The organism is Microbacterium sp. CFBP 13617, from assembly GCF_014839445.1.
Lineage (GTDB): Bacteria > Actinomycetota > Actinomycetes > Actinomycetales > Microbacteriaceae > Microbacterium.
This window is the reverse complement of the sequence record NZ_JACYNW010000004.1, coordinates 36,893-52,592: the sequence shown is the minus strand read 5'-3', so window position 1 is coordinate 52,592 and position 15,700 is coordinate 36,893. Positions and strand designations below refer to the sequence as shown.

The 15,700-nt window shown below is 69.3% G+C and carries 13 protein-coding genes and 2 tRNA genes; 6 read left to right on the top strand and 9 right to left on the bottom strand.

Going from position 1 to position 15,700, the window contains the following annotated elements; translation table 11 throughout:
* Positions 1 to 136: 136 nt before the first annotated feature.
* The 3 genes from IFU40_RS12145 to IFU40_RS12135 all read right to left on the bottom strand — a co-directional run bounded on the left by IFU40_RS12145 (position 137) and on the right by IFU40_RS12135 (position 1,220).
* Positions 137 to 439 (bottom strand): hypothetical protein, encoded by a 303-nt coding sequence (locus IFU40_RS12145; protein ID WP_055838980.1) that lies wholly within the window; start codon positions 437 to 439, stop codon positions 137 to 139.
* Positions 440 to 552: 113 nt separating this feature from the next.
* Complete coding sequence (locus IFU40_RS12140; RefSeq protein WP_156784891.1) at positions 553 to 792, bottom strand: hypothetical protein; 240 nt, start codon at positions 790 to 792, stop codon at positions 553 to 555.
* Between the two features lie 77 nt (positions 793 to 869).
* Positions 870 to 1,220: a DUF7882 family protein gene (locus IFU40_RS12135; protein WP_156784890.1), complete on the bottom strand. Its 351-nt coding sequence runs from the start codon at positions 1,218 to 1,220 to the stop codon at positions 870 to 872.
* A 275-nt stretch (positions 1,221 to 1,495) separates the two neighbouring features.
* Between IFU40_RS12135 and IFU40_RS17225 the strand changes: the two genes are divergently transcribed.
* The 4 genes from IFU40_RS17225 to IFU40_RS16670 all read left to right on the top strand — a co-directional run bounded on the left by IFU40_RS17225 (position 1,496) and on the right by IFU40_RS16670 (position 5,261).
* Positions 1,496 to 2,068, top strand: a complete 573-nt coding sequence (locus IFU40_RS17225) for a GAF and ANTAR domain-containing protein (RefSeq protein ID WP_181015931.1) — start codon at positions 1,496 to 1,498, stop codon at positions 2,066 to 2,068.
* 30 nt (positions 2,069 to 2,098) lie between these two features.
* Positions 2,099 to 2,929, top strand: coding sequence for a GAF and ANTAR domain-containing protein (locus IFU40_RS12125; RefSeq protein WP_191926495.1), 831 nt, complete (start codon positions 2,099 to 2,101; stop codon positions 2,927 to 2,929).
* A 458-nt stretch (positions 2,930 to 3,387) separates the two neighbouring features.
* Positions 3,388 to 3,780, top strand: coding sequence for a helix-turn-helix domain-containing protein (locus tag IFU40_RS12120; protein ID WP_191926494.1), 393 nt, complete (start codon positions 3,388 to 3,390; stop codon positions 3,778 to 3,780).
* A 992-nt stretch (positions 3,781 to 4,772) separates the two neighbouring features.
* On the top strand, positions 4,773 to 5,261 hold the full coding sequence (locus IFU40_RS16670; RefSeq protein WP_206754875.1) for a hypothetical protein: 489 nt from the start codon (positions 4,773 to 4,775) through the stop codon (positions 5,259 to 5,261).
* Positions 5,262 to 5,444: 183 nt separating this feature from the next.
* Here IFU40_RS16670 and IFU40_RS12115 read toward each other — a convergent pair.
* From IFU40_RS12115 to IFU40_RS12100, 4 genes are all read right to left on the bottom strand, one after another.
* Positions 5,445 to 5,518 (bottom strand) — tRNA-Met (locus IFU40_RS12115).
* A 33-nt stretch (positions 5,519 to 5,551) separates the two neighbouring features.
* Positions 5,552 to 5,623, bottom strand: a tRNA-Thr gene (locus IFU40_RS12110).
* A 67-nt stretch (positions 5,624 to 5,690) separates the two neighbouring features.
* Positions 5,691 to 7,094 (bottom strand): M23 family metallopeptidase, encoded by a 1,404-nt coding sequence (locus IFU40_RS12105; protein WP_191926493.1) that lies wholly within the window; start codon positions 7,092 to 7,094, stop codon positions 5,691 to 5,693.
* A 252-nt stretch (positions 7,095 to 7,346) separates the two neighbouring features.
* A complete protein-coding gene (locus IFU40_RS12100; protein ID WP_055838988.1) occupies positions 7,347 to 8,147 on the bottom strand; it encodes an inositol monophosphatase family protein in 801 nt (266 codons plus the stop codon).
* A gap of 61 nt (positions 8,148 to 8,208) precedes the next feature.
* Here IFU40_RS12100 and IFU40_RS12095 point away from each other — a divergent pair, with 61 nt between their 5' ends.
* Positions 8,209 to 9,792, top strand: a complete 1,584-nt coding sequence (locus IFU40_RS12095; protein WP_191926492.1) for a phytoene desaturase family protein — start codon at positions 8,209 to 8,211, stop codon at positions 9,790 to 9,792.
* A gap of 64 nt (positions 9,793 to 9,856) precedes the next feature.
* Here IFU40_RS12095 and pdxR read toward each other — a convergent pair whose 3' ends face one another.
* Positions 9,857 to 11,374, bottom strand: a complete 1,518-nt coding sequence (gene pdxR / locus IFU40_RS12090) for a MocR-like pyridoxine biosynthesis transcription factor PdxR (protein ID WP_191926491.1) — start codon at positions 11,372 to 11,374, stop codon at positions 9,857 to 9,859.
* Positions 11,375 to 11,455: 81 nt separating this feature from the next.
* Here pdxR and IFU40_RS12085 point away from each other — a divergent pair, with 81 nt between their 5' ends.
* Positions 11,456 to 12,130, top strand: coding sequence for a pyridoxamine 5'-phosphate oxidase family protein (locus IFU40_RS12085; protein ID WP_191926490.1), 675 nt, complete (start codon positions 11,456 to 11,458; stop codon positions 12,128 to 12,130).
* Positions 12,131 to 12,176: 46 nt separating this feature from the next.
* Here the strand turns inward: IFU40_RS12085 and IFU40_RS12080 are convergent, their stop codons facing one another.
* A complete protein-coding gene (locus IFU40_RS12080) occupies positions 12,177 to 15,635 on the bottom strand; it encodes a bifunctional proline dehydrogenase/L-glutamate gamma-semialdehyde dehydrogenase (RefSeq protein ID WP_191926489.1) in 3,459 nt (1,152 codons plus the stop codon).
* Between the last annotated feature and the right edge of the window lie 65 nt (positions 15,636 to 15,700).

Sequence of the window (15,700 nt, the reverse complement as noted above, 5' to 3'; positions counted from 1 at the left end):
CATGACGTTGCGAGAGGTGCAAACGGACCACAGGGCGGATCCCGACCCGGCCCGCACGCGGCGCGCCGTCTTGCCGGAACGTCTCCCGCCGGCGGATACCGGGGTCGAAGTGCGTCGACAGGGTCGGCCTGCTGCGTTAGATGAGGTCCACGTAGCCGCTGGCGTACGGATCGATGTCGCCCACATGCGCAGTCGGACGGGTCGCGTCGATGATGTCGGCATCCACCCGCACCGTCTTCGCCGAGATCGTCACCGGGGTCGTGGAGCTGAAGAAGATGCTGAGCCGCTGGCCTCCGTCGACGGACACGTCGACGAACCCTCCCCCGGCTCGAACGACTTCGGTGATATCCCGTTTCAGATTGCCGACCGTCTCGAGGGGCGCAAGCGCATGCGTGACACCCTCAACGCTGATGTGCAGCCGTTCGATGGTGTGGGACATACCCCGAAACCTAGGCCCGTCGTCGGCGTTCGAGACCGGGGTTGCGCTATCGCGAAACGGCGCGGCTCGCGCGAGCGCGCTGCCCTCCGGGCAGATTCACTGAGCACAGGACGTCATCGCAGGAAGACCATGCCGGTGAGAGCGAGAAGCACCAGCAGAGACGAACCCCCGACGGCGAGGAGGTTGCGCGAGAACGTCGCCGGGGAGCTGCGACGTGCACCGCTCGCCTCGACCGTGCGCGCCTGGGCGCCGGCGAGCGTGTGGTGTCGTCCGATCGGTGTCGCCGTCGCGTCGAAGGAGATGAAATCGCCATCGGGCGTATCGACGACGTGTCCGAGAACGCGCTCATCCATGACGAGCACGTAATGGCCGGGCTCCTCGACGCGCCACCCTGCAACGGCGGCACCGCCCAGCCGGCTGATCGAGCACCTCAACGCGATCCCGATGACGCCGTGACGAACGGGGCGGCCGTCGGTGTCGCGATCGGATTCACGCGGTCGAGGGTGAGACCGGTCGGCGAGGCGGCGTCCGCCATCAGTCGGTCCAGTATCGCCGGATCGAGGCGGATCTCCCGCGCCGCGCCGATGACGAACATCAACGGTATCGAGGGGTGAAACCAGAGAGAGGAATGGTCCCCCGCGGTATCGCGGGGGTGACACCACGAGGCCAGAAATTTCTCGCGTCGACGGAGTTTCGCGACCGCGACGACTTGCAGATACGCAAGCGGAAGATCTGAGAGGAATATCGGCTCGCGAGCCGAACCATAAAACAAATGCCCCACGACGTGCCCCGATCCGCGCGAAAAAGAAAGTCGGCCGGGGACTGGGGACAACTGCGCACACAATACGGCGACCGGCTCCGAAAGATCAAGGGCCGCGTCGAACCGCTCGCAGAAAGTCGACGCAAAGGAGTGGGCGGGAGGCCGTACAGTGAGATCGAGGCGTTCCCGAGACCTAGGTCCTGCCGTTTGCCCAGGTCAGGAGCATCATGTCGACGTCTGCACCCTCGTCTGCGTCCCTGTGCATGTGGTTCGTGTCGACTCTTCCCGTCCAGCACGTGGCCATCTCGACGCTGAGCGATCCGTTCGAGTTGGGCATTGTCTGCGCGAGCGACGATGTCGCCACCGAACTCGAGCAGACACAGCTCGATCTGGGATTCGGGCCCGGCTGGCAGGCGAAGACGGCGCGAGTTCCGACGCTCCTCCCTGACGTGGAGCACGCTCACCCCGCTGCGTGGTCCGCTCTTCTGACCGCGGCTCATGCTCACCGGATTCGAGCCGTGTACGCGTTCCCGATGACGGTGGGAGCAATAGATGTGGGGGTTGTCGATCTCTATGCGACGACCGCGCACGCCTTGAATACGCGGCAGGTCGAGAATGCCTGGGCGATGGCGGGTGTCGCTGCCGTTCGCGTCGTCGATCGGATTCTCACCGAACTGAATTTTCCTCCCAGCCCGCAGGGTCTGCCAGGGCGATTCATTCATCAAGCGACGGGGATGGTGATGGCACAGTTGCGGGTGCCCTCGACCGATGCGCTTGTCGTGATACGCGCCCACGCTTTTTCCACGGGCACGTCGATTCCCGACGTCGCGGAGGCCATCATCCGACGTGACATCGATTTTTCGGTCTGACTGCGGAGCAAAGGAAAGTACATTTCCGGTATGACGAAGACGACGCGAGAGAGAGAACTGGTCGATACGTTCGTCGAACTCGCCGACACGATGGTCAGCGGCTACGACGTCGTCGACCTTCTGCACCGACTGGTCACCCGGTGCGCCCAGACCCTGAACGTGGCGGGAGTCGGCATCCTGATCCCGGATGCCGACGGAAACCTCGAGGTAGTGGCGTCGACCAGCGAGCGAAGTCAGCTCATCAGCCTTCTGCAGTTGAGTGAAGACCAGGGGCCGTGCGTAGACGCGTACCACTCGGGAGAGCCGGTCACCGTCGTCGACATCGCCGGCATCCAGGAGCGGTGGCCGCGGTTCGCTCGCGCAGCCGGCGAACTCGGGTATCGATGGATGCACGCGATCCCGTTGAGGCTCCGTGACGAGGTCATCGGCTCCCTGAACCTCTTCGGCGATCACGCCGCAGCGTTGAGCGCCGATGACGCGTTGGCGGCTCGCGGACTGGCGGACATCGCCACCATCGGCATTCTGCACGAGAGGGCGTTTCGCGAAGCCGACCTCGCGCGTCGGCAGCTGCAACGTGCGCTGGACAGTCGGATCGTCATCGAACAAGCGAAGGGGATCCTGTCGCACGTTCATCACATCGATATGGATGCCGCCTTCCACCAGCTGCGTGAACGCGCTCGAAGCACTCAGCAGAAGCTGTCGGATGTCGCTCGACGAGTGATCGAGGACGCGACGGAGGGCCGCAGTGCTCCGGGTGGAGTGACGGACGATGCCCGCCCGTCTCTCATCGACAGGGGCTCCCCCGAAGTGCGGGCGCCGGAGGCACGGGGTCGTCAGGACGGCGACGAGAAGACGTCCTGACGCTCGCGCGTTCCTCGCCCTGCACCTCGACCGACCGTGCGAGACCGGGGATTCGCGCTGTCGCGCGCGGCGGTTACTGCCACCGGCTCATCGCTGCGTTCTCTCAGAAAAGAAAGCCTTGTCCCCCATTTGGGGGACAAAGACGTGTAGCGTCTGGAATGTCCCCGCCGTCAGGCACACAACCGCCCCCCTTACTGGCGGCGGGGAATAATCCTCCGAAACGCCTCGACCCCGGCATCGAGAATCACCTCGCGCCGGCGTGAAGGTCGAGAACGTCGCCGAGAATGACCTCCGCGTCGGCATGGAGGTCAAGAGCGTTTGTGAGTATGCGGGGTCTGCGCGGGGTTGACCGTACCCTCGAACACGACAAAGCCCCCGAGGATCATACGATTCCGGGGGCTGACGCAGAGCCAGTACACCACTACTCGAAGAAATCGGCACTCCTGCCGCCACCCCTGGTGGAACTGCAGAAATTGGCTGACCTGGAGCCGAATTGGGCCGCCTCCGCTACGCCCCGAGAGCCGGTCAGCCGATCGCTTCGACGGCGCATCGACCCAGCCCTGGTCAAGCAGATTGCCACCGAGTACGAAACGGGCGCGACGACGCCGAGTCTCTGTGAGACCTACGGCCTCTCCAAGACGGGGATGCTCCGCTTGCTCCGAGACGAGGGGGTAGCGCTGCGCCGCCGGCCGCTCACAATCGACCAGGTTGAACTCGCGAAGAAGATGTACGAGCACGGCCGTCCAATCGCCGCCATCGCAACCCGTCTCGACACCAGCTACAGCAACGTCCGGCAACGCCTCATCAAGGAGGAAGTCCAGTTGCGGCCGCGCGGCGGTAGCCACAAGTGAGGTGACTGACCCTCGGCGTTACGAGCATCGACCTGTGGCCCGAAATGTGGCTCCCCGTCGTTCGACCCACCACTCGTTTTCGACACGGGGTATCAAGTCGACTCGACACGCGTGTTCAGGGGAGCTTCTCCCCGCAGTTTCGCTCGAGCCGAAACCGATCAGTTTCGCAGCATGCCGAGCGCTGTTTGCGCGAAGCTCGTTGACGTCCACGCTCATCGGATGCGCAAACGGCTAGCGCCGTCGGAGATCAGTCGACTTCGTGGCACCACGTACGGAGTCGACGGGCAGGCCTGACTAGGCTCGCGGCATGGGGGTCACCGGAATCAGGTCTAAATCGCCCAGCGCGCTGCCTGCTCGAGAGCGGCGGGCTCTTCATTGGCGCGCCGTGTGCTCAGCCTTGATCTGCATCTCGATCGCCGTGTTCTGCGCCCTGACTGCGGTTCTCTTCTTCGCATCCACGGTGGGGTACACAGACGAAGGAGAGGAAGGCTATGCGATCGCATTGGCCTCCGCTCTCGCGCTTTTGGCCGTGGGCCTTTGCGTGGGCGCTGCGAGGTGCATAAACGGTCTCGGGAGCTTATCCACTGCTCCCTCTCGTCTGCTGACGTTCACGGTGACAGCAATATGGGTGAGCGTCACAGTTGCCGCCTATCTCGTTGGCGCGACAAGTGGATCCAACAGCGACCTTGTGACCTCCACTGGACTGACTGTCCCCGCGGCACTCGTCGGACTCCTCGGCACCGTCGTTACAACCGCTGTGATAGTCATCGGACGCAAAGCTGATTCAACACGCGTAGCGCGAGATCAATCGTTCTCGGCGGAGTGATCCTTGGGTTGCTCATCCTGCGCCGCTAGCGTCCGCCGAAACCAGCAGGACGCGGGGTCAGCGAGGTCGTCTCGTGCGGCAGTCCCCACGCGGATGAACTCATCTCCGGAGCCCCCAACTCGACGCCTTAGAGTTTCCCCACTGGCCTACCAACAGAGATGATGCAATGCTCCGACGCCTAGCCGCGATAGCCTCTGCCACCCTCCTCCTGACCATTGGACTCGCGGCTTGCGGTGGGCGCGAAACCGAATCCAGACCACAGCCTCCGGCGGCCTGGGACGGCGACCGGATCGATATCGATGCCAGCGAGACCGAACCGAGAATGTCGTTGATGATCTCGCCCGGGGGTAGTGCCGAACTGACGAACGTGCCAGAAGGGCAGTGGGTAAGGACCGATTCCGGAATTTGTTGGGACGACACAGGTGAGGTCTACTCGGGTGCCGCAACATGGGACTGGTTTTCCGAGACCGGCATTGAGGTGAAGTTCGAAGACTCCGTAGTTATCTTCTGGGCATGGCCCGGCAAGTTCGGAAGCTACGACTGGTCGGAGTTCAAGATGGTGAACTGCCGGGGCGACCGAACATGGGGGATGCGACTGACTTGCGGGTCCGCCGGCACCGTGGACCTCCCGCCATGCAGAGTCTCATCGGAGTAGATGGTTGCCGAGAACGATCGCTTCCAGGCCGAGCTTGGGACGAACCAATAGTTCCACGACGGGCGAGGAAAGCGCATCCCGGAGAACAGTGATTGATCCAAGCAACCGCTCCTCCGTCCGCACGGGGGTCCCACGTTGGCCTCGAGCAACTGTTCGAGTAAGACTCGAATCCTGTCCCAGAAGTAGCGGGAGCGGGGCTTGAACCCGCGACCTCACGATTATGAGTCGTGCGCTCTCACCAACTGAGCTACCCCGCCGCACAGCATTCCGATGACAATGAGAATGCCTTGAGCCCCGAGTCAGGATTGAACTGACGACCCCTTCCTTACCATGGAAGTGCTCTGCCACTGAGCTATCGGGGCGTACCCGGATCACTCCGGGCAGCTAGAAGAGAATATCAGACCGCGACACTCTCACACGAATCGATGATCACCCTCCGGCGTGCTGACGCAGCCAGACGATCGGGTCGATCGGCGTGGTGCCGTTCTGCAGGATCTCGACGTGGGTGTGCGCACCGAATGAGCGACCCGTGTTGCCGGTGCGGCCGAGGAACTGGCCGACCTTCACGTGCTGACCCTGCGTGACCTGGAGCGAGCCGTACTGCATGTGTCCGTAGCGGCTCGAGACCAGTTGTCCGTCGATCTCGTGATCGATGAGCACGGTGACGCCGAAGGCGCCGCCCTGCTCGGTCGCGATGCGCACGGTGCCGTCGGCGATCGCCTGCACGGGCGAGCCCTCACCGGGAACGAAGTCGGCGCCCTCGTGCATGGTCCCGTCACGCATACCGAAGCCGTACGTGATCGGCACACCGACGGCGAAGGGCCACTGGATGGGCGCCGTCGGGTCGTTGACGTAGAAGTTCGAGGGGTTCGTGATGCCCGAGTCGGCCGCCATCTTGGCGTACGTCGTCGCGCTGTATCCATCGGCACGGTCGACCACGGCGGCCTGCGCCTGCGCGGGAGCGACGTACGCCTGGATCGCGTCCGTGGCGTCGCCGCCCTGCACGTCGCCACCGAGCGCGAGGCGCGTCGTGGCGGTCGCGGGGGCGGTGACACTGTCGGTGCCGTTCGCCGAGGCGAGCGCGCTGACCGGCATGGTCATGCCCACGGTCAGCAGGCCGACGACGCCCATGACGCCCACCGAGAACGATGCGGTCGCGATGCGGCGCACGTTCCGACGCGTGCGGGGAGCGGCGGCCGCGGCGGGCAGCCCCTCGACGACGGGCTCGGATGCCGTGGCGACGGGCGCGGGCCGCTGAACGGCGGTCTCACCGGTGAACGCGAAGAGACGGGCGGCCGAGGCGAACTCGTCGGCGGAGTCGTCATCGGTGGCCGTCGGCACTCCGTGACCCTCGGGCGACGCGGCATCCGGGATCTCGACGGCGGGCGATGCGTCATCGGCCTGGGTGCTGTCGATGATGACCGCGGCCTGCGGACGACGACGCGCGCGGCGCGTCACGGGCAGGGTGATGGGAGAGGTGGGCAGTGCCACCGGGGTGGTGGCGACGTCGGTGTCGGCGCTCTGCAGGATGACGGCGACATCGGCGTCGGCGGTGCGGCGCTCGTCGACGACGGTGACCTCGAGGGCGTCGGCGTCGGCGTCGGACGCCGAGACCTCGGGGAGCGTGGGCTCGATCGTCGCGGCGATGACCGTCTCGATGACGGCGGCGGCGACGGTCTCGAGCATCTCGGACTGCGCGGCGACCTCGGCGTCGACCGGGGCGGGCTCCGACGACATCTGCACGGTGGGGGCCGCGTCGTCGATCGCCGTCGCGGCGACCTCGCTGCGCGAGTCGTCGCTCTGCGCGGTGTCACCCACCGTGAGGCGGCGCATCTCGGCGCGGGTCAGCCGGGGAGCGGCTTCGGAGGCGGGAACAGCGAGGGGGCGACGAGACCGCCGAGTATGGGCAGGCTCAGTCGAAAAGGCTTCTGACGGCAACGCGCGATGGCTCTCGTGTCGTGTCGCAAGCGCGACGGCTTCGGGCTGTGGGGCTTGGCCGTTTCCGCGGGTTCGGGTCGCGGAAAATAACGAACAGGTAACCACACTACCTCGGGCGGTCTGGGAAAGCCATGAGCGCCCCGGGCGTCACCCCTCGATATCGAGCAGCGGCTCGAGGCGCGCGTAGAACGCCGCGCCCGCGGCGATGACCATTCCGTTCCCCGGACGACCACCCGGCGCGCCACCCACGACCCCGCCTGCTTCCTCGACGAGGAGGGCTCCCGCCGCGTGATCCCAGGGCTGCGTCCCGCGCTCGTAGTAGGCGTCCATGCGGCCCGCGGCGACCGAGGCCAGGTCGAGCGAGGCCGCGCCGATACGGCGCACATCGCGCGCGATGGGCATGACGCGCGACAGCTGCGCCAGCGCCGGACCGTGTGTCGCGGGGTTGTACCCGAAGCCCGTGGCCACCAGACCGCCCGCCTCTCCCACGTGGGCCGAGACCGAGAGACGCTGATCGCCGAGCCAGGCTCCCCCGCCGCGCGAGGCGCGGAAAAGCTCACCCGTCACCGGGTTGAAGACGACGCCGGCGATCGCCGTCCACGTCGCGGTGTCGGCGGTGCCCTCGACCGCGGCGATGCTCACGGCCCAGGCGGGAATGCCGTAGGCGTAGTTGACGGTGCCGTCGATCGGATCGACCACCCAGGTGATGCCGCTCGTCCCCACGTCGGCGCCGGACTCCTCGCCGAAGAAGCCGTCGTCGGGACGCACCCGCGCGAGTTCCGCGCGGATGAAGGCTTCGACCTCGCGATCGGCGGCGGTGACGATGTCGGCGGCGGCCGACTTGGTGGCGGCCACCGTCACCCCCTCGATGCGGCGACGGTGCGCGAGTTCGCCCGCCTCCCGAACGATCCGCGTGGCGATGTCGAGCAGTTCCGCAGCGAGAGTCATGGCATCCACGCTACTGCGCCACCCCCTCCGCAGAAGTCGTCGCCGTCGTTAGCGTGGATGCATGACCGCTTCGGATACTCGCCGGTACGACGTCGTCATCGTGGGAGGAGGGCACAACGCCCTCGTCGCCGCGGCCTATCTCGCCCGCGCCGGGCGCCGCGTGGTGGTGATCGAACGATCGGATGCCGTGGGCGGTGCCGCCGTGTCGGAGCGCCCGTGGGCCGGGGTCGATGCCCGCCTCTCGCGCTACTCGTACCTCGTGAGCCTGCTGCCGCAGAAGATCATCGACGATCTGGGGCTGCGCATCGACCTGCGTCGGCGTCGCTACTCGTCGTACACACCCGACCCGCACGACCCGACCCGTGGCATCCTCGTCGACACCCAGGATGCCGCGGCGACCGCCGCCTCGTTCGTGCGTACCCTGGGCGAGACCAGGGAGGCCGAGCGGTTCGCCGCGTTCGGCGAACGCCTGGCCCCGCTGGGGCGCGCGGTCTTCCCCACCATGACCGGTCCCCTGCCGACGGCCGACGAGGTGCGCGAGAGCGTGGGCGACGATGAGCTGTGGACGGCGCTGACCGAGCGTCCGCTCGGCGACCTGCTGCGCGGTTCGCTCGACAGCGATCTCGCCCGCGGCATCGCCCTCACCGACGGCCTCATCGGAACCTTCGCCTCGTCGGACGACCCCTCGCTGGCGCAGAACCGCTGCTTCCTGTACCACGTCATCGGCGGCGAGACCGGGCACTGGGACGTGCCGGTGGGCGGCATGGGCGCCGTCGCCGCCGAGCTCGAACGCGCGGCGCGCGAGGCCGGCGCCGAGATCGTCACGGGCACCGACGTGATCTCGATCTCGCCCGACGGCGACGTGCACACGATGACCGACCGCTCCGAGGTGTACCACGGCACGCTCGTGCTGAGCGGAGTCGGTCGCGCCGTGCTCGACGGCCTGCTCACCGCGGGGGGATCCCCGGCGAGCGCAGCCGAGGCGCCCGAGGGCGCGCAGGTCAAGGTCAACATGCTCCTGTCGCGGTTGCCGCGGCTGCGCGACTCCTCGGTCACCCCCGAGGCCGCCTTCTCGGGCACCTTCCACGTGAACGAGTCGATGACCCAGTTGGATGCCGCGTACGTCGCGGCATCCGGGGGGCTCATCCCCGAGCCTCTTCCCGTCGAGATCTACTGCCACTCGCTGACCGACCCGTCGATCCTCGGCGACGACCTGCGGGCGAGCGGGGCGCAGACCCTGACGATGTTCGGCCTGCAGGTGCCGCACCGCCTGATCGACGACACCGATCCCGTCGCCGCGGGAGCGCGCCTGTTGGCTGCGGCGCAGCAGTCGCTCGATTCGGTGCTGGCCGAGCCGCTGCGCGACTGCATCCATCGGGCGCCCGACGGGCGGCTCTGCATCGAGGCACGCACGACAAGCGACCTCGAGCGGTCGCTGAATATGGTGGGCGGCGACATCTTCCACGGCGGACTGTCGTGGCCCTGGCTCGCGGCGCCGGCCACGACGCCGGCGGCGCGGTGGGGCGTGTCGACCCCGCACTCGCGCGTGCTGCTCTGCGGCTCGAGTGCGCAGCGCGGCGGCGCCGTCAGCGGGATCGGCGGGCAGAACGCGGCGATGGCGGCGCTCGAGATCCTGGAGGGGTGAGGAAAACGGGGTGCGCTCGGCGACGGCTTGCCCCTCCTGTCGACGACGCGCCGTGGTGAGCGCCCTAACGTGCGGAGCCCTCAGCTCGGCTGGGGCCGGGCGTCGGGGTCGGCGCGCGGCCCCGGCGCGCGTGCGTCCGCAGAACGGTGAGCATCACGCCGACCGCCTCGACGAGCGCGACCGTCGTGGGCTCGGCGTATCCGAAGACGATCCCCGCCGGGGCCTCGGAGCGCGCGGAGACGACGCCGGGATCGCTCGCCGCTGAATCGGCGGACCCAGCGGAGTCACCACCCACCGCGTAGCCCGCGAGCGGCGCGACGCGGATGCCGTGCGCGAGCAGCTCCGAGACGACGGCGTTCTCGGCGCCTTCTCCGCCGCCCGTCAGCAGCGCCACGGCGTGCAGTCCGCCGTCGGTGGCGGCCAGCTCGACGCCGGGCACGCCCGCGAAGGCCTCGAGCAGCAGGCGGCGCCGATGGCGGTACTCGCGCCGCCGCCGCGCGGTGTGGCGGGCGAGGGCTCCCTCCGCCAGGTACAGCGCGAGCGCGTGCTGCTGCACGAGCGAAACGGGAGAGTCGAGGTCGTCGCGCGCCGCGCGGATGCGTTCCCCCACCGCGCCGGTCGCGACGATCCACCCGCACCGCACGGCCGGGGTGAGCACCTTCGACAGGCTTCCGATCAGCACGACCCGCGCCGGATCGAGCAGGTGCAGCGGCGGAAGCGGCGCGCGCCCGTGGGGGAACTCGCTGTCGTAGTCGTCTTCGACGACGACCACGTCGTCCCGCGCGGCCCAGGCGAGCAGGCGGGCGCGGTCCTCGGCATCCAGACGACTCCCGAGGGGGTAGTGGTGGTTCGGGGTCACGATGACGGCGTCGAGATCGCGCTGCCGCTCGAGCCCGTCGAGGTCGAGCCCCGAGCCGAGACGGACCGGCACGGGGACGGCCTCGATCCCCAGACGGCGCAGGATCATGCGCACGCGGGGGTAGCCCGGGTCTTCGATACCGACGCGCAGGCGCTGCCGGTCACCGCGCGGCGCGAGCGCGAGCAGCGTCAGCAGCATCGCGTCGCTGGTGCCCGCCGTGATCAGCACGTCGCCGACCGAGACGTCGACGCCGCGCGTACGCCCGAGGTGCCGCGCGATCTCGGCCCTCAGCGCCATGGCGCCCGCGGGGTCGGCGACGTCGGCGACGGGATCGGTGGCGCTCGCCCGCCGCCAGGCGGAGCGCCACGCGGCATCGGCGAGGCCGGTCGTGCCCGGGCGCCCGGGCCGCAGGTCGAGCACCGCGGGTTCCACGACGAGGCGGTCGGGCGAATCGGCCGCCGCGACGGGCGCGCGCACGGCGATGTCGGCGACGACCGTTCCACCCCCGGGCCGCGTGAGCAGGTATCCCTCGCCCGCGAGGATCTCGTAGGCCGCGACCACCGTTCCCCGCGCGACCCCCAGGTCGGCTGACAGTGCCCGCGTCGAGGGGACCGCCTCGCCACCGGCGACGCGCCCCGCGAGCACCGCCGCGCGCAGACCGTGCGCGAGTTGCTCGTGCAGGGGCACGGCGGAGGATCGATCGAGGACGCCGAGCGAGATCACGGCGACAGTCTGTCACTGGTCCAGACGAAAGCGCGAGAAGCGGACTATGCGATGGACCACGCGAGCGAATGAAATCGGACCATGACCGATCTTCCCCTCACCGCGCGCACGCGGGTGCGCCGCCTTCCGCACTACCAGGTCACCGACCGCACCGCGCTCTACGACGTGATCGACGGCGCCCTGGCCGCCACCATCGCCCTCGTACGCGACGACCGCCCGGTCGCGCTGCCGATCGGCATCGCCCGAGACGGCGACGACCTCCTGCTGCACGGATCCACCGGCAGCGACTTCTTCCGACGCATCGCGGCCGGTACCCCCGTCTGCATCACCGTGACCCACCTCATGGGCCTGAAGTACGCGCGGTCGCTCTTCGACAGCTCGATGCGGTACCGGTGCGCGGTCGTGCATGGGGTGGCATCCGTCGTGCCGCCCGAAGAGAAAGAGGCGGCCCTGCTCGTGCTGTCGGAGCACCTCATGCCCGGCCGGAGCGAAGACGTCCGCCCCATGACGGCCCGTGAGCTCGCCGCCACCATGGTGCTGCGCATCCCCCTCGTCGAGGCCAGCGTGAAGGACAACGCGGGCTCGCTCGTCGAGGAGGACGACGACGGAGAGGACCGCGCCGTCTGGGCCGGTACCCTCCCCCTGCGCTGGGTCGCCGACGAGCCGAGGACGTCTGCGCAGACGCACCCCGGAACGCCCGTTCCGGACTCGGTGCGCCGCGCCGCCGCGCGGGTGGCCACGACCGGAACCGCGTGATGAGCACCCACGCGGGCCCCGCAACAGCCGCGGGGCCCGCGTGCGCTCAGCGCGTGACGAGCGGCGGCACGACGTACCGGCGCGGCGTTCCGAAGCGGTGCGCCGTGATCGACACGGCCTGCTCGCGCAGGAACGGCAGCAGCTCGACGCGCCCGGCGCGGGTGACCTCGCCCGCGTAGATCGCGACCGAGGGCGAGCCGCCCACGGCGTCGGCCATCGCGACGGTCGAGCCGCCGAGCAGGCGCACCCGCCCACCGGTGCGCGCCAGGCGCGCGGCGCGGCGCTTCCACTCGTCGGCATCCTCGACGCTCGCGCGCACTCCCACGCCCTCGAGCCACGCGCGCACGGCGGGCGACAGCGCGCGGGCCGTGCTCACGGTCACCGGGGCGCCGGCGCGCACACCGGCGGCGACGACGCGGACGAGCGCCGTCTCGGTCGCGTCGTCGAATCGCACGGTGACCGGCACCGTGCCGTAGCGCAGCACGTTCTGCTCCGACTCCAGGCCGGTCACGTCGCGGGCCAACGAGAACTCCGCTGCCCAGGCGGAGTCGTCGCTCGCGAGAGCGGATGCCAGCCAGTCGCGGTCGGCCGAGGGGACGGCCGCGAGCGCCGGGGCGGCCAGCGCATCGCCCGAGCGGGGCGCCGAGGTCTCGGCATCCGCCCACGAACCGAATCCGAACAGGTACGACGGCCCACCGGCCTTGGTGCCCGCGCCGACGGCCGACTTCTTCCATCCGCCGAACGGCTGGCGCTGCACGATGGCGCCGGTGGTGCCGCGGTTGACGTAGACGTTGCCGGCCTCGATGCGCGAGAGCCACCGCTGGATCTCGGCCTCGTCCAGCGCGTGCAGGCCCGAGGTGAGCCCGTACTCGATGGCGTTGACGATCTCGATGGCCTCATCGAGGGTCTCGGCGGTCATGATGCCCAGCACGGGTCCGAAGTACTCGGTGCGGTGGAACTCGCTGCCCGCCTGCACGCCCTCGCGAATGCCGGGGCGCCACAGCGACCCCTCGTCGTCGAGACGCTGCGGTTCGACGACCCAGCGCTGGCCGGGCTCGAGCGTGGTGAGCGCCCGCAGCAGCTTGCCGTTCGCCGGCTCGATGAGCGGTCCCACGCGCGAGGCCTCATCCCACGGCATCCCGACCTCGAGCGAGGTCACCGCGTCGACGAGCTGGTCGCGGAAGCGCCGCGAGCGCGCGACCGAGCCGACGAGCACGACGAGCGAGGCCGCCGAGCACTTCTGCCCCGCGTGGCCGAAGGCCGACATCGCGACGTCTTTCGCGGCGAGGTCGAGGTCGGCGCTGGGCGTCACGATCACGGCGTTCTTGCCGCTCGTCTCGGCGAGGAGCGCAAGGTCGGGACGGAACGAACGGAACAGCTCGGCCGTCTCGTACGCGCCGGTCAGCACCACCCGCTCGACGGCGGGGTGCGTGAGCAGCTGCGTGCCGAGATCGCGTTCCGACAGCTGCACGAGCTTGAGCACCTCGCGGGGCACGCCGGCCTCCCACAGCGCCTCGACCATCACCGCGCCGGAGCGCTGGGCGAGGGCAGCGGGTTTGATGACCACGGCGGACCCTGCGGCGAGCGCGGCGAGGGTCGATCCCGCGGGGATCGCGACGGGGAAGTTCCACGGAGGGGTGACCACGGTGACGCCCACGGGCGTGAAGCGGGCGCCGTCGACGTCGTCGAGGGTGCGGGCCTGCTCGGCGTAGTAGTGCGCGAAGTCGATGGCCTCCGACACCTCGGGGTCGCTCTGCTCCAACACCTTGCCGCACTCGACGCCCATGACCTCGAGCAGGTCGGCGCGACGCTTCTCGAGCGCGTCGCCCGCCCGGTGCAGGATGGCGGCGCGCGCCCCCGCGCCGAGCTCGCGCCACGCGGTGGCGGCGGTCGCGGCCTCGCGGATCAGGGCGTCGAGGGCGTCGGCGTCGGTGACGGTGTGCGCGGCGATCGTGTCGCTGCCCAGGGTCGAGTCCTGCATCCGCGCGACGATCCCGGCGCCCCAGCCGCGGTTGGCCTCGATCGCGGGGTCGGAGTCGGGGGTGTTGTGGAAGCTCGTGGCGGGAGCCGCGGGCGCCGGAGCGGTGCGGTCCTGCACGCGGTTCGACGCCGGTACGCCCTCGGGCATGTCGGCGAGCGAGGCCAGGAAGCGGTCGCGCTCGCGATCGAACAGCGCCGCGTGGGTGTCGAGGTCGAAGACGGCCGACATGAAGTTCTCGCTCGACGCGCCCTCTTCGAGGCGGCGGATCAGGTAGGCGATCGCGACGTCGAACTCCTGGGGGTGCACGACGGGCGTGTAGAGCAGGATCGAGCCGACCGTGCGACGCACGACCGCCTGCTGCGCGGTGGCCATGCCGAGCAGCATCTCGACGTCGATCCCGCCGGTCACCCCGCGCCGCTCCGCGAGGAGCCAGGCGAGGGCCACGTCGAAGAGGTTGTGTCCGGCCACGCCGATGCGCACGTGCTGCGCGTGCTCGGGACGCAGCGCGTAGTCGAGCACCGCCTTATAAGAGGCATCCGTCGCCTGCTTCGACGGCCAGGTGGCCAGCGGCCAGTCGTGCACGTCGGCGTCGACGCGTTCCATGGGGAGGTTCGCGCCCTTCACGACGCGCACCTTGATCGTCGCACCCCCGGATGCCACGCGCCGGGCGGTCCATTCCTGCAGGCGGATCATCGCGGCGAGGGCATCGGGCAGGTACGCCTGCAGCACGATGCCGGCCTCGACGTCGTGGAACTCGGGCTCGGCGAGCAGGGTCTCGAAGACCGCGAGGGTGAGGTCGAGGTCTTTGAACTCCTCCATGTCGAGGTTGACGAACGTGCCGGTCTCTTTCGCGACCCGGTAGAGGGGGCGAAGCGCCGCCACCGCGTCGGCGACGGCGGCGTCGAACGCCCACGGCGTGTGCGGGGCGACGGTCGACGACACCTTGATCGAGACGTAGTCGACGTCGTCACGGGCGAGGAGCTTGCGCGTGCCGGCCAGGCGGCGCGCGGCCTCTTTCTTGCCGAGGATGGCCTCGCCGAGCAGATTCACGTTGAGACGGATGCCGTCGCCCCGGCCGCGGATCGATGTGATGGCGTCGCCGAGCTTGCGGTCGCTGGCATCGACGATGAGGTGACGCACCATCGAGCGGAGCGCCGTGCGCGCCGCCGGCACGACGACGCGGGGAAGGATCGGCGCGGTCAGCGCGCCGAGCCGGATCGCGGCCTTGAGGTGCAGGGGGAGGAACCCGGGGATCAGCGGGGTCAGGGCGGCAAGGTTGCGCGCCGCGACGCTCAGGTCTTCGGGGCGCACGACCCCGTCGACGAAGCCGACCGTGAAGTCGAGTCCGTGCGGATCGCGCAGCACGCCGGCGAGGCGCTGAGCGGCGGCGTCGACGGGCTCGTCGCGACTCTCGGCGAGCCATCGGCGCACGAGGGCGATCGCGTCGTCGGCGAGCTCGGCGGGTGAGACGAGACTCTGGGGCGTGGTGCCGGACGTGGTGCGGGGGGCATCGGTGAGCGACATGGCGGTCCTTCCTCGGATGTGATCAGCATGGGACCCGCGTCCATTCGAGAAAAGCGATGATTAAC